The organism is Spirillospora sp. NBC_01491 (assembly GCF_036227065.1).
In the GTDB taxonomy this organism is placed as follows: domain Bacteria; phylum Actinomycetota; class Actinomycetes; order Streptosporangiales; family Streptosporangiaceae; genus Spirillospora; species Spirillospora xylanilytica.
The window spans coordinates 2328880-2344628 of sequence record NZ_CP109432.1 but is presented as its reverse complement, the minus strand read 5'-3'; the positions used below and the strand labels follow the sequence as shown (position 1 = coordinate 2344628).

The 15749-nt window shown below is 71.5% G+C and carries 13 protein-coding genes; 7 read left to right on the top strand and 6 right to left on the bottom strand.

The genetic code is table 11. The features are described 5' to 3' along the window. Nucleotides 1–65: 65 nt before the first annotated feature. Nucleotides 66–740: an HAD family hydrolase gene (locus OHA34_RS11085; RefSeq protein ID WP_329521553.1), complete on the bottom strand. Its 675-nt coding sequence runs from the start codon at nucleotides 738–740 to the stop codon at nucleotides 66–68. A 91-nt stretch (nucleotides 741–831) separates the two neighbouring features. On the opposite strand from OHA34_RS11085, the gene OHA34_RS11080 reads away from it, so the two are divergent. Both OHA34_RS11080 and OHA34_RS11075 read left to right on the top strand, forming a co-directional pair. Beyond that, nucleotides 832–2106: a sensor histidine kinase gene (locus OHA34_RS11080; protein WP_329521552.1), complete on the top strand. Its 1275-nt coding sequence runs from the start codon at nucleotides 832–834 to the stop codon at nucleotides 2104–2106. Beyond that, the gene (locus OHA34_RS11075; RefSeq protein WP_329521551.1) at nucleotides 2103–2771 is read left to right on the top strand and encodes a response regulator transcription factor; all 669 of its coding nucleotides are present in this window, start codon (nucleotides 2103–2105) and stop codon (nucleotides 2769–2771) included. The genes OHA34_RS11080 and OHA34_RS11075 overlap by 4 nt, the downstream gene beginning before the upstream one ends. A gap of 317 nt (nucleotides 2772–3088) precedes the next feature. Here the strand turns inward: OHA34_RS11075 and OHA34_RS11070 are convergent, their stop codons facing one another. Continuing rightward, complete coding sequence (locus tag OHA34_RS11070; RefSeq protein ID WP_329521550.1) at nucleotides 3089–4021, bottom strand: LysR family transcriptional regulator; 933 nt, start codon at nucleotides 4019–4021, stop codon at nucleotides 3089–3091. A gap of 105 nt (nucleotides 4022–4126) precedes the next feature. Between OHA34_RS11070 and OHA34_RS11065 the strand changes: the two genes are divergently transcribed. The 4 genes from OHA34_RS11065 to OHA34_RS11050 are packed head-to-tail and all read left to right on the top strand — an operon-like array spanning nucleotide 4127 to nucleotide 7628. Then, the gene (locus OHA34_RS11065) at nucleotides 4127–4582 is read left to right on the top strand and encodes a nuclear transport factor 2 family protein (RefSeq protein WP_285941024.1); all 456 of its coding nucleotides are present in this window, start codon (nucleotides 4127–4129) and stop codon (nucleotides 4580–4582) included. Beyond that, a complete protein-coding gene (locus tag OHA34_RS11060) occupies nucleotides 4579–5256 on the top strand; it encodes an SDR family oxidoreductase (RefSeq protein ID WP_285941023.1) in 678 nt (225 codons plus the stop codon). Before OHA34_RS11065 ends, OHA34_RS11060 begins: the two co-directional genes overlap by 4 nt. A 55-nt stretch (nucleotides 5257–5311) precedes the next feature. Further along, the gene (locus OHA34_RS11055) at nucleotides 5312–6208 is read left to right on the top strand and encodes an alpha/beta hydrolase (RefSeq protein WP_329521549.1); all 897 of its coding nucleotides are present in this window, start codon (nucleotides 5312–5314) and stop codon (nucleotides 6206–6208) included. A 10-nt stretch (nucleotides 6209–6218) separates the two neighbouring features. Then, nucleotides 6219–7628 carry an MFS transporter gene (locus tag OHA34_RS11050; protein WP_285941021.1) on the top strand — a complete coding sequence of 470 codons (1410 nt, stop codon included), beginning with the start codon at nucleotides 6219–6221 and terminating at the stop codon, nucleotides 7626–7628. 136 nt (nucleotides 7629–7764) lie between these two features. Here OHA34_RS11050 and OHA34_RS11045 read toward each other — a convergent pair whose 3' ends face one another. Next, on the bottom strand, nucleotides 7765–7935 hold the full coding sequence (locus tag OHA34_RS11045) for a DUF397 domain-containing protein (RefSeq protein WP_285941020.1): 171 nt from the start codon (nucleotides 7933–7935) through the stop codon (nucleotides 7765–7767). Next, complete coding sequence (locus tag OHA34_RS11040) at nucleotides 7919–8740, bottom strand: DUF5753 domain-containing protein (protein ID WP_285941019.1); 822 nt, start codon at nucleotides 8738–8740, stop codon at nucleotides 7919–7921. Before OHA34_RS11040 ends, OHA34_RS11045 begins: the two co-directional genes overlap by 17 nt. A 111-nt stretch (nucleotides 8741–8851) precedes the next feature. On the opposite strand from OHA34_RS11040, the gene OHA34_RS11035 reads away from it, so the two are divergent. Then, nucleotides 8852–9238 (top strand): ATP-binding protein, encoded by a 387-nt coding sequence (locus tag OHA34_RS11035; RefSeq protein WP_329521548.1) that lies wholly within the window; start codon nucleotides 8852–8854, stop codon nucleotides 9236–9238. Between the two features lie 48 nt (nucleotides 9239–9286). On the opposite strand, the gene OHA34_RS11030 is transcribed toward OHA34_RS11035, so the two are convergent. Both OHA34_RS11030 and OHA34_RS11025 read right to left on the bottom strand, forming a co-directional pair. Then, on the bottom strand, nucleotides 9287–9703 hold the full coding sequence (locus tag OHA34_RS11030; RefSeq protein ID WP_285941017.1) for a hypothetical protein: 417 nt from the start codon (nucleotides 9701–9703) through the stop codon (nucleotides 9287–9289). 103 nt (nucleotides 9704–9806) lie between these two features. Further along, nucleotides 9807–15269 (bottom strand): ATP-binding protein, encoded by a 5463-nt coding sequence (locus OHA34_RS11025; protein ID WP_329521547.1) that lies wholly within the window; start codon nucleotides 15267–15269, stop codon nucleotides 9807–9809. Nucleotides 15270–15749 lie beyond the last annotated feature (480 nt).

The window sequence follows — 15749 nt, the reverse complement described above, 5'->3', positions numbered from 1 at the left end:
AGTGCGCTCTAGAGTGCGGGGACAGATCACCCCGGGTGGAGGTCGGATGCGGCGGGCGCCTCAGCTCACAAGGAGGTCAGCAGCCGGGGAAGTTCACCGAGGTCCGGAATGCGGTGCACGCCGTCCGGTACCCGGACCGCCGTGCGTCCGCGGTCGAGCCAGATGCCGACGAGACCCGCCTCATGCGCGCCGACCGCGTCCACGTCCAGCCGGTCGCCCACATAGGCGACGGCGGCGGGCGGCAGGCCGAGCGCGGCGCATCCCGCCAGGAACGCCGCCGGGTCGGGCTTCGCGCAGCGGAGCGTGTCCGAGCACAGCAGCACTTCGAAGTGATGGCGCAGCCCCAGGACCGCCATTCTCCGCTCTTGGTGCCCGGTACTGGAATTGGACAGGATTCCCTGCCGGTAGGGGAGTGCCTCAAGCGTCGCGGGCACATCGGGGAACACCGTCCACGCCGCCTCGAACAACGCGGTGTACCGCCCGAACCACGCGTCCGCTTCGGCCCCGCTCAGCGCCTGCCCGGTGAATCCGCGGACCCGTTCCCGCTGGTACTCCGCATAGGTGAGCTCCCCGGCCGCCAAGCGTCCGTACGCGGTCCTGGTCGCCTGCCGCCAGTGCCCGAGTGCGGTCTCACCGGCCGAACGGCCCTCGGCCTCGAAGTGCCGCAGCAGCGCCAGCCGATCCGAGCCGGAGAAATCGAAGAGCGTGTCATCGACGTCCCACAGCACGGCCTCGATCACTTCTCAAGCCTAATCCAATGGGACCTGTCGACCCTGGTCGTACACCCGGGGTCCGATGCCCCAGGTGGGGGTGCCTGGCTACCATCAGCACATGTCCGTGACGCCGCCCCTGCCTCTGCTGAAGCGCGTGCCGCCGGGCGCGTGGACGGCCCTGGCCTGGTGCGTGTCGGTCGCCTACCCCGTGCTCGTCATCGGTCAGAATCCCGACCGTCCCGCCTTCCGCACGAGCGGCGCCACCGGGCAGACCGACTGGCCGCTCGTCGCCGTCGCGTCCGCCGTCGCGTTCGCCGCCGCCGCCCTGCTGCGCCGGTGGCCGCTGCCGTCGATCGCCCTGCTGATGGTCGCCACGATCGGGGTGACGGACGCGGCGCACATGAACGTGCAGCTCCCGCTGACCGCGCTCCTGGCGGTCGACGTCGCGCTCTTCCTGGTCACGGCCGCCCAGCCGCCCCGGACCGCACGGGCCGCACTGGCCCTGGTGCTGGTCGTCCTGATCATGCATGTGGGCATGACGCCCGACAACACCGTGGGGCTGACGACCGCGACGTACGACGGCGCTCCGGCGCCGGGGACCAGGTTCGTCGTGGGGCAGTTCCAGGTGACCACCAGCCTGCCGCACATCGGTGTCTCGGACGCGGGCGTCCTGGTCGCCGTCATCGCCTGGCTGGTGGGCCGGTCGGTGCGCCGGTCCCGCGAGCACACCGAGATGCTGAGCGCCCAGGCCGCGGCCCAGGCGGTCACCGCCGAACGGCTGCGGATCGCCCGGGAGATGCACGACACGGTGGCGCACAGCATGGGCATCGTCGCCCTTCAGGCCGGTGCGGCCCGGCGCGTCATCGACCGCCGGCCGGACCGGGCGCGCGAGGCGCTGGCCGAGATCGAGACCGCCGGACGGGAGGCGCTGTCGGGACTGCGGCGGATGCTCGGCGCGCTGCGCCAGGCCGATCGGGACGCGGGCGCGGCGACCGCCCGGCCGCACGGCCTGGCCGATCTGGACCGGCTGGCCGCAGCGACGACGGCGGCGGGCGTGCTGGTCGACGTCCGGTGGGAGGGCGAGCGGCGCCCGCTTCCGCCGGAGGTCGACCTGGCCGCCTTCCGCGTCATCCAGGAGTCGATCACCAACGTGGTGCGGCACGCCGGTGTCACCTCCTGCGAGGTGTCCGTCGACTGCCGGAAGGACGACGAGGTCGCCGTCGTGATCACCGACCGGGGCCGCGGCCACGGCACCGCCCCGGGCGGCGGCCACGGCCTCGCGGGCCTGCGCGAGCGGGCCTCGCTGCTGCACGGGGACTTCGACGCCGGACCCCGGCCGGGCGGCGGCTTCCGGGTCGCGGCCCGGCTGCCGGTGGCGGGAGGAGCGCGATGACCGTCCGGGTCGTGCTGGTCGACGACCAGCCGCTGGTGCGGGCCGCCCTGGAGATGGCCCTCTCCGGCACGTCCGACCTCGAGGTCGCCGGGGAGGCCGGCACCGGCGCGGAGGCGGTCGAGCTGGCCGGGGAGCTGCGCCCCGACGTGGTGGTGATGGACATCCGGATGCCCGGCATGGACGGCATCGAGGCCACCCGCCTGATCACCGCGGGCCCGGACGGGGCGCGCGTGGTCGTGCTGACCACGTTCGACGACGACGACCACGTCTACGCCGCGCTGCGGGCGGGCGCCTCCGGCTTCCTGGTCAAGGACATGGCGCTGGACGACATCCTGGCCGCGATCCGGGTGGTCGCCGCCGGGGACGCCCTGATCGCGCCGAGCGTCACCCGCCGCCTGGTCGCCGAGTTCGCCGGACGCCCCGAGCCCGCCGCCGTGCCCGCCGCCGCCGCGCGGCGGATCGGCGGCATCACCGACCGGGAGCGCGCCGTCCTCACCCTGGTCGGACGCGGCCTGTCCAACACCGAGATCGCCGCCGAACTGGTCATCAGCATGTCCACCGTCAAGACGTACGTGACGCGGCTGCTCACCAAGCTGGGCGCCCGCGACCGGGTGCAGCTCGTCATCCTCGCCTACGAGACGGGCCTGGTCGCGTCGCCCCGCTGAGCGGGTCGCAGGTGACCACGCAGTACCGACGTCAGGCGCTCGGGGGGCAGGACGCGGCGTCGGGGGTCAGTACCGATATGTCCGTTCCCGAGGCGACGACGATCCGGTTGTCCGCGCCGATGCCGCGCCGATCTGCGCGAGTGGTTCCTGACCGCGGGCGTCGCGGTCTGCGGCGTCGACTTCATGGTGGCCGAGACGGGCACGATGGTGCTGGATATCGGACGACGCCGCAGCACCCACGAAGAGTTGCCGGGTCCTGCCCCACACGGGTTCGGCCGACCCGGCCCGGATGCCCTGCCCGCGGCGGATCGGCGGCATCACCGAGCGGGGGTCGGGTCGACGCTCACCGGTTCGCCGTACGGGGCCGGTGGCGGGGTGCGGAGGGCGTCGATGAAGTCGCGGATGACGGTGCGGTGGTCGTCGGGACGCCAGGCGAGGGCGAGTTCGCTGGGGGACAGACCAGTGACGGGAATGGAGTGGACTCCAGGTCGCCGGTAGACGGCGGCGTTACCGGAGGAGAGCAGCACGATGCCGCTGCCTTCCTCGACGGCGGTGAAGGTCTCGTCGGCGTTGGAGACGGTGGCGCCGATCCGGACCGGATGGCCGCCGCGGTGGTCGAGGGCGAGCCAGAAGTCGCGGAGCGTTCCCGCGCTGTCGGGGAGTGCGAGGAACGGCTCATCGAGGAGTTCGGTGAAGTCCACCTCCTCGCACGCGGCGAGCCGATGGTCGTCGCGGAAGGCGACCCACCGCGGTTCGCGGGCCACCACCTGGGTGTTGAGGGCGTCCTGGTTCGGGATCGGGAGCCAGACGAACGCCACGTCGACGTCACCGCTCGCCAGCCCGGCGGTGGCATCGTCCCAGTTGATCTGACGTATCCGGAGCCGCCAGTTCGGGCGTCGTTCAGCGAAGCGCGCCCGCAGGGGCGGCAGCAGGCCCCTACCCAGACTGGTGGACAGTCCGACGGTGAGCAGGGCCGCTTGGGCGGCGGCGGCGTCGCTCACCGCCCGCTGGGTCTCGTCCCAGGAACGGACCATCTCCCGCGCGGCGGTGAGTAGGGCCTGCCCAGGCGCGGTGAGCGTCACCGAACGCCGGTCCCGATCGAACAGCTTCACCCGCAGCTGATCCTCCAGCTGCTTGATCTGCTTGCTGAGCGCGGGCTGGGAGACGAACAGCCGCTCGGCGGCCCGGGTGAAGCTGAGCTCCTCGGCAACGGCGACGAAGTATCGCAGGTCACGAAGGTGCGCATCCATAACGCATGGCTATCACAGCAGGTATTGGACGTGCCGCACCGTCTCGGCTGATGATCACTTATGTCCGACCTGCACGGACGGAACGACGATGACGAGGAGTGAACCATGAGCCTGACCGAAGACCGTCTTGCGATCACCGAGACCTGCACACGGATGGGCTGGCACACCGACCAGCGTGAGTGGGACAGGCTCACCGGCGTGTTCGCGGACAAGGTGACGCTGGACTACACCAGTCTGAACGGCGGCGAAGCGGCCGAACTGACCCCCGACCAGATCGTCGACGCCTGGTCCGGACTGCTGGGCGCTTTCGACGCCACCCAGCACCTGATCACCAACCACCTGGTGACCGTCGAAGGCGATACCGCGGTCTGCACCGCCTCCTTCCAGGCCACGCACCGGCTGGCGAACCCGTTCGGTTCACCGCTGTGGACGCTGGGCGGCACCTACCGCTTCGACCTGCTCCGTGCCGATGAGGGCTGGCGGATCAGCGGTGTGGTGATGACCGCGACCTGGGCCGACGGCAACAAGGACCTCATGGCCCTGGCCGCCGACAAGCGATGATCTCGCTGGTCACCGGAGCCAACCGCGGCATCGGCCTGGAGGTCTGCGGGCAACTCGCCGCCCTCGGCCACACCGTCCTGCTCACCGCCCGCTCCCTTGAGGCGGCCACGGCCGCGGCGGGCAGGCTCGGCCCGACGGTGCATCCGCTGCGGCTGGACGTCACCTCCGACGACGTCTCGACGGTGGCGCGGGAGGTCGCCGAACGGTTCGGTCGGCTGGACGTGCTGGTCAACAATGCCGCCGTCACCTACGACACCTGGCAGCGGGCCGCAACCGCCGACCTGCGAGTCGTGGGCCAGGCGGCCGAGACCAACCTCTACGGCCCCTGGCGCCTGGTGCAGGCCCTGCTGCCGCTGCTGTGCAAGAGCGCCCACGCCAGGATCGTCAACGTGTCGAGCGAGGTGGCCTCGCTGACCAACATGGGTGGCGGCACTCCCGCCTACAACGCCTCCAAGGTCGCCCTCAACGCCCTCACCAGAATGCTCGCCGCCGAACTGCGCGCCGAAAAGATCCTGGTCAACGCCGTCTGTCCCGGATGGGTCGCCACCGATATGGGAGGTCCCGGCGGCCGTCCCGTCGCCGACGGCGCGGCCAGCGTCGTCTGGGCCGCCACCCTGCCCGACCATGGCCCCACCGGAGGCTTCTTCCGCGACGGCCGCCCCTTGCCCTGGTAAGGGCACCCGCCCATCCCCACCTCGGTCCCACCTCAGCTTTGAACACGGAGTAGTGATGACTGTCCGTACCCGGACTGTGACGATTCCCAGTGAAGGCGCGACCCTCACCGGCGAGGTGTTCCTCCCCGCCGACGCCGCGGACGGGGCCCGTCTGCCGGCCGTCGTGGTGACCGGTTCCTGGACCACCGTCCGCCAGCAGATGTCCAACCTGTACGCGCGGCACCTGGCGGAACAGGGATATCTGGCATTGACCTTCGACTTTCGCGGCTATGGGGACAGCGAGGGCGAGCCGCGCGACTACGAATCCCCCGAGTTGAAGATCCGCGATATCCACAACGCGGTCACCTTCCTGGCCTCCTACCCGCTCGCCGACTCCGGCAGGATCGGTGCTCTGGCCGTGTGCGCCAGCAGCGGCTACACCGCCGTGAACGCGGCCACCGACGCCCGCGTCCGCTCCATGGCCCTGATCGCGCCTTGGCTGCATGACGCCGATCTCGTCCAGGCGATCTACGGAGGCCCCGAAGGGGTGAGGCAGCGGATCGAGGCGGGCGAGCGGGCCACCACACTGTGGCGAGAGACCGGGCAGGTCGAGTACGTCCCCGCCGTCAGCGCCACCGACCCCGGTGCCGCCATGTACGGCCCGTTCGACTACTACCTCGACCGTGACCGCGGGGCCGTCCCGCAGTGGGGCAACCGGTTCGCGATCATGGCCTGGCCGGGCTGGCTCGCCTTCGACCCCATCGCCGTCGCCCCCGAGATCCAGACGCCCACGCTCCTGGTCCACAGCGAGGATGCCGCCGTTCCCGACGGTGCCCGGCGCTTCCACGCCGACCTGGCCGGCGCCAAGCAGATCATCTGGACCACCGGCGAACAGTTCGACTTCTACGACCGAGAACCCGCGGTGAAAGCGGCAGTGGACGCCGTTGCCGCGCACTTCGCCTCGACACTCTGAACCGGGAACCATGACCACTGGCACTCCGAGCCGACTCGCGGCCTCCGACACCATCTCCTCCCCGACTCCCCGGGCCGGTATGACGCTGCTGGCGGCCGCACTCGGCTTCTTCATGATCACCCTGGATGCGTCCGTGGTGAACGTCGCGCTGCCGACCATCGGCCGGCAGTTCGGCGGCGGCATCACCGGCCTCCAATGGGTGGTCGGCGGTTACACCCTCGCCTTCGCCGCGCTCCTGCTGTCGGCGGGCGCGCTCTCCGACCGCCTCGGCGCATCCCGCTGCTTCGCCGCCGGACTCACCGTCTTCACTCTCGCCTCCGCGGGATGCGGACTCGCCCCCACCCTGCCGGCCCTGCTGGCGGCCCGGGTGGTCCAAGGGGCCGCGGCGGCTCTCATGATGCCCGCGTCCCTGGCGCTGATCCGCCAGGCCTACCAGCAGGACACCGCCCGCGCGAGGGCGATCGCGACCTGGACGGCGGCCGGCGGCGCGGCCGTCGCCGCCGGTCCGGTCTTCGGCGGCGTGCTCACCAGCGGGCTCGGCTGGCGGACCATCTTCTTCATCAACATCCCCGCAGGTGCGGCGGCGCTGATGACGCTCACCCGCGCGCCACGATCCAGCCCCAGGCCCGTCCCGCTCGACCCCGCCGGGCAGATCGCCGCGGTGACCGCCCTGGTGGCGCTCACCTTCGCGGTGATCGAGGCCGGTCAGTACGGCTGGACCTCGCCCGTGGTGGCGGCGGCACTGGCCGGATTCGTGCTGGCCGCCGCCGCCTTCGTCCTCATCGAGGCCCGGACGAAGAACCCGATGGTCCCGCTCGGCCTGTTCCGGTCCCGGGCCGTATCGGTCACCGCTGTCACCGGCCTGGTCCTGAACCTGACCAACTACGGGCTGATCTTCGTCATGAGCCTGTACTTCCAGCAGATCCAAGGCCGATCCGTACTCACCGCCGGGCTCATGTTCATCCCCATGACCGCGCTGATCACCGTTGCCAATCTGACCGCCGGAAGACTCACCGCCCGGTACGGCCCGCGGCTTCCCCTGGTCGGTGGCCAACTCCTCCAGGTCATCGGATACCTCGCCCTGATCGGTGTGGGACCGCACACCTCCACCACGATCCTGCTGACCCTGTTGATCCCCATCGGCATCGGCGGTGGGCTGTCGGTCCCGCCCCTGACCTCCACCCTCCTCCAGGCCATCAGCGCCGACCGAGCCGGGACCGCCTCCGGAGTGCTCAGCTGCGCCCGCCAGACCGGCGGAGCCCTCGGCGTGGCCCTCTTCGGCGCACTCATCGCGGGAGAAGGCGACGCGACCTTCCTGACCGGACTGCACACCAGCGCCGTCATCGCCACCGCCGCACTCCTGGCCACCAGCGTCGCAACGCTCACGCTCATTCGCACCACACGGCCCGCGGGTCTGTGAGGCGGCCGAACCCTCACCGGAAACTCAGAGGGCGCTCGGACTCGCTGTCCGGGAACGGCTCGATCCGCGCCCACAAGCTGTCGGGAACGAAAGGAGAGCCCTGGCTGCCAGGCCAGGGCTCTCCACTGTGCGGGGGCTAACGCTTGAGGTCGGTCACGAGCGTGCGGAAGGCGCTCCGGTCGAGGAGGAGGGTGGGGCCGTGCGGGTTCTTGGAGTCCCGGACGCCCACGCCATCGGGCAGAGCCGCCACCTCCACACAGTCGCTCTGCGTGGTGCCGCTGTGGCTGGACTTACGCCAGGTCGTCACTAAATGCCTCCATCGACTTCTTGATGAGGTTCCTGGATGGAACCTCGGGCAGCGCCTTAGCGCTGATCCGGGCATAAATGATCCCAAATTCGCTTACGTCCTCAGGGGACGATACAAGCCGCCCACTGCCCAACGACTCGGTGTATGCCAGTTCCCCGAAGCCAGGCCCAGTGAGGAGCTTCATCGCTCCGTCAAGGCCTCTGTAGGCGCCGGTGTCGAAGGACCGCGGCACGACGTGGATCGTCACGTTCGGACGCTCTGACAGCTCAAGAAGTTGCTCGTGCTGGGCGCGCATGATCTGGGGGCTGCCTACCGGCCAGGAGAGGACGGCCTCGCTGAGGATCGCGGTGACGAATGCTCGGTCAAGGACTGTCTTCCGTTGCATCCGCTCGGTGAGGACTTGCTCGGGGTTCGGCTCGCCTCCAGCGGCGAGCAGTGCCCATGCGTACTCCTCGGTCTGGAAGAGCCCAGGCACGAGGAGCGGCTCGAAGATTCGGATCATCCGGGCTCGTTGCTCGAAATCGACGTACTGGCCATACCATTGTGGGTCGTGTCCGATGGAGGCATACCAGACGAGAAGGCTGAACAGCCCGCCGGTCTTCCAACGCTTGTCGATGACCGCGGCTCGGGTTCCGTCGAGGCGTTCGACGTTGTTCTCAAGGCGTGAAACCGTGGCCTTACTCGCGTTGATCATTTGTCCGAGTGATTCACCGGACAGGCCTCGGTGGTTGCGCTGAAATCGCAGGTAGAAGGCGATGAAGTCCCACATGCTCGTCTTCGGATTGGGAGACGGGTTGGTGGCCATAATTGATCATCCTCGTTCCGGCTTGTTCCGGGTGTCGCTTGTACGTGCGCCACTTTATGCCTCTCGGATCACTCTGTGTTGTGGTTCACAGACATTTCGAGGTGATCAAGAATGTGCGAACCCGCGACCATTGTGATCAAGGCGCATCCGCAGGCGGTGAAGCAGGTGAGGGACTTTGTCGGGCTCGTATTCGGGGGATGGGGGCTGGACGATCACGTCGCCCGGATCGTGGTGAGCGAGCTGGCGACCAATGCGATCAAGCACGGGTCGGGCGAGGGCGATTCGGTGATCGTGCGCGCCTATCGGCTGGACGGGCTGCCCGTGCTGGAGACGTGGGATCGCTCCGACGCGCTGCCGGTCGTCCGCGAGCCGGGGCCGGCGGCGGAATCGGGGCGGGGGCTGCTGCTGATGGAGACGCTCGTGCTGCGGTGGGGGACGCGTCCGCTCGCGGAGGGCGGGAAGGTCGTGTACGCGGTACTGGATCCGGTCGCGGTATGACCGGTCACGACGTGCTTGGAGCGCGGCGCCGGGCGGAAGACGTCCGGGTCACTCGGCGTCGCCGGGTAGGGCGGCGAGGAGCGCGCGGGCCTGGACGGTCAGGGCGGCCGGGGGGAGCGAGGAGGCGTCCAGGGTGGGGCTGCCGCAACTGCCGTCGCAGAGGAAGACCTGAAGGTAGAGGCCGTCGTCGTCGCGGCCCACAATGAAGTCGCCCTCGGTGAGGTGGTGGCGGGGGGCGGTGCCGAGGGGGCCGTCGAGCTCGGTCCGCGATCCCTCGGCGACGGCCAGGACGCTCTCGGCGAACGAGCGGAGTTCGGCGGGGTCGGCGGTGGCCTGCCAGAAGGTGCCGAGCTCGATCATCCACCGGGCGGACGGGCGGTGCAGGGAGATCACCAGCGGGTGGCGCTCCTCGTTCCAGGTGAGCTCCGGGAACGTGACGACGGGGCCAGGCGCGGCGGAGGCCATCGGATCAGCCTAGCCGGGGGAGGCGAAGGCCCCGGTAACGGCCACCGCCTCCGGGCGGGTGCCGCGACGGCCCGAGCGTGGTGCGCGCTCGGGCCGTCGCGGGCTACCGCAGATGGGACTCGATGGCCTCGATGATGCGCGGGCGGAGTTCGGCGGCGCTGATGACGGCGTCGACGGAGCCGACCTCGACGGCGCGCCGGATGTCGTGCACGCGGTCGAACTCGGTGGCCACCTCGCCGAGCTTCTCCGCGCGGACCGACGAGCGGAGCTCGTCGAGTTCGGCGGTCAGCGCGGCGCGGTCGGCGCCGGAGGCGGTCGCGGCGCGGGCCTCCAGGTCCCGGATCCGCGGGTCGGCCGCGGTGCGGGCGTTGACGTCGCCGGAGAACACCACCGCCGCGGCGGGGGCGCCGCCGAGCACCGAGGCGAACGAGCCGTCCAGCGCGAGCACGGTCATGTTCGGGTTCAGCGCCTTGGAGAACACCACGAACGCGCCGCCGTGGTACCGCGAGATCACGCAGAACACGATGGGCCCGCGGAAGTTCACGATCGCGCGGCCGATCTCGGCGCCGTACTCCAGTTGCAGGCTCCGCATCGACTCCGGTGAGCCGTCGAAGCCCGACAGGTTCGCCAGCACCACCAGCGGCCGGTTGCCGCTGGCCGCGTTGATCGCCCGCGCGGCCTTCTTGGACGACCGCGGGAACAGCGTGCCCGCGGTGTAGGTGTCCGGGCCGTCGGTGGGCGGGAAGCCGCGCCGCGGCACCGCCCGCGACTCGATGCCGAGCAGGCACACCGGCAGGCCGCCGAGATGCACGTCCTGCACCGCCGCGGTCTCCGCGTCGGCCATGCCCGCCCAGCGCTCCAGCACCGGGTGGTCCTGGTCGGAGAGCGCCCGCATCACGGTCCGGATGTCGAACGGCTTCTTGCGGTCCGGGTTGGCCTCGGCGGAGAAGATCTCGCCGACGGTGGTGAAGTCGCTGCCCGCCACGACGTGCGGGAAGTCGGAGACGTCGCGGTCGGCGGGGTCGGTCGTCTCCGCCCGCCGGGGCCCGTCCTCGCCGGGGACGACGTAGGTGTGGTCGTAGTGCGCCATCAGCACGCCGCGCGCGGCGGCGAGGTCGGGCGCCCAGTACTGCGCCTGCCCGTTCGGGCCCATCACCCGGTCGTAGCCGCCGATGCCGAAGTTGTCCTCGGCCGAGACGCCACCGGAGAAGTCGAGCGACTGCTTGCCGGTGAGGACCATCGCCGAGTCCGGCGTCATCACCAGGACGCCCTTGGTGTGCATGAGCATCGTCGCCTCGGCGTTCCAGTACGGCTGCGCGCCGACGTTGATGCCCGCGACGACGATGTTGATCTCGCCGCCGTCCTGGGTGAACTCGACGATCCGCTTGAGCGCGGCGGCCACCCAGTCCATGTTCTCGGTGCCCGATTCCATGGAGATCCGGGCGCCGGCCGACAGCGCGTACCACTCGAGCGGCACCCGCATCCGCTCGGCCAGGTCCAGCGCGGCGATCACGCGGCGGCACTCCGGCTCCGACAGCGCGCCGAGCGACTTGGTCGGGTCGCCGAGCAGCACGACCCTGGTGACGCCCTGCGGGTGCCGGCGGGTCGGCGTGCTGACCACGCCCGCGACGATCGCCGCGGAGTTGCGCCCCTTCGGCCGGTCGACCGGCACCAGCGCGTGGTCGTCGTCCAGGTCGTGCTCGACGAAGTCGCCGAGGCGGCCGGTCAGCTCGTACGGGTACACCGTGTTGCGGCTGCTCGCGCGCAGCACCTTCTGCCGGTAGCCGTCGAGCGGTTCGAGCGGCTCGGCGGACGGCTCGCCGACGGTCAGCTCGGTGCCGCCGGCGGCGTCGAAGGAGATGCGCACGGCGATCTTGGTCAGCTCGCCGGTTGCGCGGTCGCGCTGCCGCGCGATGAGCAGGATCTCCTCCAGCCCGGCGCCCGCGGTGGTCGGCAGCACCCGCCCGGCGATCATCTCCAGCTCCGCGCGGGTGATGTCGCTCGGCGGCCAGACGTAGACGACGATCCGGTTGGTGTTGAAGCGCTTCTTGGACGGCCGCCGCGACTGCGCCCGGCGGATCGAGTCGAGGCAGGTGGCGATGGTGTCCTCGGCCGTCGGCAGCGCGAGCAGCCTGCCCTCCTGCTCGCGCAGCTCGGTCAGGTCGCGCACCTGGGCGAACGCGACGAGGCGGTCGTCGGACGGGTTCTCCCGCGCCACGCACTGGAAGAGGTAGACCTCCTCGTCCGACGACGGCAGCCGGGTGAGGTCGAACTTGCTCAGCCGCTCCATCTGCATCCGCTGCGCGATGTACGGGTGCAGGCCGCGGATCAGCCGTTCCTCGGTCATCCCGGTGCTGGACGGGCGGAAGGTGAAGTGGTGGTGCATGACCGCGCCGCCGCTGCCCGCGACGGTGCAGGTGAGCCTGCGGAGCCGGTCCGGAAGCGGGTGCGCGCCGACGACCTCGTGCAGCGCCGCCGCCATCGCGTCGGGGTCCTCCGGCTGGTTCTCCCAGGCGAGATAGATATCGGCGTCGTGGGCGTTCCCGCCGCCCGCCAGCTCCGCGAGCCCGCGCAGCGCGCCGCCCAGCGCCTCGAAGCCCACCGCGGCGGAGACCACCGACGAGCCCGCGCGTTCGGCGACCACGAACGTGCAGCCCGCGACCTCGCTGGTGCGGACGCCGGTGAGGTCCTTGTTGCCGTAGTACCGCCGGGTCAGCACCTCCAGCATGACGGCGTTGTCCAGGTGGTCGCGGACGAGCCGCCGGCCGAGCAGCCGCACCAGCGGCTCGGTGCTGCGCACCATCTCGGCGATGCGCTCGGCGCGGTCCGGCGCGTCCGGGTGCGCGTCCAGGTGGCGCAGGTGGTTGCGGACGTCGGCGTAGACGCGGGCGCGGTTGCGGCGCAGCAGCGGCTGGCCGAACCAGGCGAACACCACGCCGCGCGCGAGGTCGGAGATCACCGGGAAGCGCACCTGCGTGGCCGCCACCAGCCGCTCCAGCACGAGCCCGGCGAGCTTGCGCAGCGCCTCGTCCGGCGGCGGCTCCCGCAGCCACGCGCGCAGCAGGCTCGTGACGACCGCGGCGTCGGCGGACGCGCGCTGCTGGGCGAGGAAGATCCGGAACACCGCGGCCTCGAGGCCGGGGGAGCGCTCCAGCTCGGTGACCCCGTAGTGCCCGAGCGCCTTGGCGAGCTTGGCCTGGAGCGCCTCCGGCAGCCCGGCCCGCTCGACGTCGAGGCTCTGGAGATAGGTGTGGAAGTACTCGCGGGCGCTGTGCACGTGGCCCTCGCCGCCGACGTCCTCGCCCGCCGGCCGGTTGCGGCTCAGCTCGGCGAGGTCGGCGAACACCTCGACGAGCTCGAGCTCCCCGGCCAGCGGCCGGTGGCCGTTCGCGTCGGCCGCCCGGCGCGCGGCGAGGTAGTCGTCGAGGACGCGGCGTTCGTCGTGCGGGTCGACGTCGAAGCCCAGCAGCAGGCTGCGCAGGTCCTCCCGGCCGCGCGCGGCGCGCTCCCGCGCCGGGCCCCCCTCGGACGCCGCGGGCAGGTCCAGGCTGACGGACTCGGCGGCGGAGGCGTCCTCGGCCTCGGCGTCGTCATCGAGCGGCTCCAGCCGCAGCAGCGGTGCGCCGGCCTCGACCTGGCCGCCCACGGACACGACGCATTCCTTCACCCGCGCCTTGAACGGCGCCCGGAGCACGGTCTCCATCTTCATGCTCTCCAGCACCAGCACCGGCGCGCCCGCCTCGACCTCGGCGCCGACCTTCAGCGGCGTGGCGACGACCAGCGCCGGCGCGGGCGAGCGGACGACGCCGCCCTCGTCGAGGCTGACCCGGTGCGCCACGCCGTCCACCTCGACCAGGTGGATCGGCCCGTGCGTGCCGGTGAGCAGGCGGTACCGGGCGCCGTTGACGGTGATCCGGCCGGTGTACCGGTCGAAGCGGTCGAGCTCGACGTCGGCGGTGCGGACGTCGCCGCCCGCTTCGATACCGACGCGGAAGCGGTGCGCGCCGACCCGCGCGACGCGCACGCGGTAGCCGGCGCCGCGCAGCTTGAGGTCGAGCGGCCGGCCGCTCTCGTGCTGCACCTGCGGGCGCCCGCCGAACGCCGTCGACAGCAGCCGCTGCCGCTCGACGCGCTCCTCCTCCTCGTAGGCCTCGATGGCGGCGGCGGCCAGCGCGACGGCGGAGTGCCGGTGCGAGACGAGCCCGCCCTCGGCGCGGACGCGGTCGATCCAGCCGGTGTCGGCGCTGCCGTCGATCACCTCGGGCCGGTCGAGCAGGTCGAGCACGAAGCTCTTGTTGGTCGCCCCGCCCTCGATGATCACCGTGGTCTGCGCCATCGCCCGGCGCAGCCTGCCGAGCGCCTCGGCGCGGTCGCGGCCGTGCGCGATGATCTTCGCGATCATCGAGTCGAAGTCGGCGGGGATGGTGTCGCCCTCGCCGACGCCGGTGTCCACCCGGATGCCCGGCCCGGTCGGCAGGTCCAGCCGCGCGATGCGGCCCGGGGAGGGCGCGAAGTCGCGGTCGGGGTCCTCGGCGTTCAGCCGGGCCTCGACGGCGTGCCCGCGCTCCACCGGCGGCGCGCCTTCGAGCCGGCCGCCGGACGCGACCCGCAGTTGCGCCTTGACCAGGTCGAACCCGGTGGTGGACTCGGTGATCGGGTGCTCGACCTGGAGGCGGGTGTTGACCTCGAGGAAGGCGAACAGCTCGTCGCCGGGGTGGTAGAGGAACTCGACGGTCGCCGCGCCGCGGTAACCGACCGCGACGGCCAGCCGTTCGGCCGAGGCCTTGAGTTCGGCCGCCTGCGCGGGGCCGAGCACCGGCGACGCCGACTCCTCGATGACCTTCTGGTTGCGCCGCTGCACCGAGCAGTCGCGGACGCCGAGCGCCCACGCGGTGCCGGCGCCGTCGGCGATCACCTGGACCTCGACGTGCCGGGCGCCGGTGACCAGGCGCTCCAGGAACACCACGCCGCTGCCGAACGCCCGCGCGGCCTCCTGGCGGGTCCGTTCGTAGGCGTCGGCGAGCTCGGCCTCGCCCGTGATCACGCGGATGCCGCGTCCGCCGCCGCCCGCGGTCGCCTTCAGCATCAGCGGGTAGCCGATCTCGGCCGCCGCCGCCAGGGCGGCGTCCAGGGTCTCGACCGCGCCGCGGCTCCACGGCGCGACCGGGACGCCGACCTCCTCGGCGAGGAGCTTCGAGCCGATCTTGTCGCCGAGCCTGCGCATGGCCTCCGCGCTCGGCCCGACGAAGGTGACCCCGACCTTCTCGCACAGCTCCGCGAACGCCGGGTCCTCCGCGACGAAGCCCCAGCCGACCCACGCGGCGTCGGCCCCGGTCTCCACCAAGGCGCGCTCCAGCACCGCCAGGTCGAGGTAGGGGCGCGCGGACGCGGGACCGAGGTCGTAGGCGATGTCGGCCTCGCGCACGAACGGGGCGGTGCGGTCGACCTCGGTGTGCAGGGCGACGGTCTCGATCGGTGTCGAGGTCTCCGCGGCCAGGTCCCGGACGGCGTGGATGAGCCGCATCGCGGCCTCACCCCGGTTGACGATGGCGATTCGACTGAACACCGGCCTGAGTGTAGTGATCGCGACCGCGCCGGTGACCTGCCGGCGCCCACGGGGATCGGCGGCCCAGATATAGATGTCCGGACCCTTGACAAGCGGCCCCTGTTGCGACATGGGCTTCGATTCCGAACGGTCCCCCGCCGGCCGGGGCTGCCCACCCTCCGGTTCCTTCAGGGCCCGATCAGGCGCTGCACATCGGCGTACGACGGGACGGGACGTTCGGCCGGACGAGTGCCGCCGGTACGGCGCCGAGAAAGTTGATGTCGAGATAAATCAGAGGTATCTTGACATCAAGAGAATGGCTGTGGATGTTAGCCGGACCCGGTTCTTGAGCAGAGGCCTGGTTAAGGCAGGATTCATGGGGGATGAGCACCCGTCTCCCTCGGCCGGAGCGGCGCGGTCGCGCCGCCGGCGGGGACGGGGGTTGAGATCGACCGACAGCGACAGCGCCGCGCAGTCATGTCCCGGACCGGACGCGCGGTG

Coding starts and splice junctions, on each gene's coding strand:
- OHA34_RS11035 (WP_329521548.1), top strand. CDS start 8,852: ATGTGCGAACCCGCGACCATTGTGATCAAGGCGCATCCGCAGGCGGTG.
- OHA34_RS11050 (WP_285941021.1), top strand. CDS start 6,219: ATGACCACTGGCACTCCGAGCCGACTCGCGGCCTCCGACACCATCTCC.
- OHA34_RS11060 (WP_285941023.1), top strand. CDS start 4,579: ATGATCTCGCTGGTCACCGGAGCCAACCGCGGCATCGGCCTGGAGGTC.
- OHA34_RS11065 (WP_285941024.1), top strand. CDS start 4,127: ATGAGCCTGACCGAAGACCGTCTTGCGATCACCGAGACCTGCACACGG.
- OHA34_RS11030 (WP_285941017.1), bottom strand. CDS start 9,703: ATGGCCTCCGCCGCGCCTGGCCCCGTCGTCACGTTCCCGGAGCTCACC.
- OHA34_RS11040 (WP_285941019.1), bottom strand. CDS start 8,740: ATGGCCACCAACCCGTCTCCCAATCCGAAGACGAGCATGTGGGACTTC.
- OHA34_RS11055 (WP_329521549.1), top strand. CDS start 5,312: ATGACTGTCCGTACCCGGACTGTGACGATTCCCAGTGAAGGCGCGACC.
- OHA34_RS11080 (WP_329521552.1), top strand. CDS start 832: ATGTCCGTGACGCCGCCCCTGCCTCTGCTGAAGCGCGTGCCGCCGGGC.
- OHA34_RS11075 (WP_329521551.1), top strand. CDS start 2,103: ATGACCGTCCGGGTCGTGCTGGTCGACGACCAGCCGCTGGTGCGGGCC.
- OHA34_RS11070 (WP_329521550.1), bottom strand. CDS start 4,021: ATGGATGCGCACCTTCGTGACCTGCGATACTTCGTCGCCGTTGCCGAG.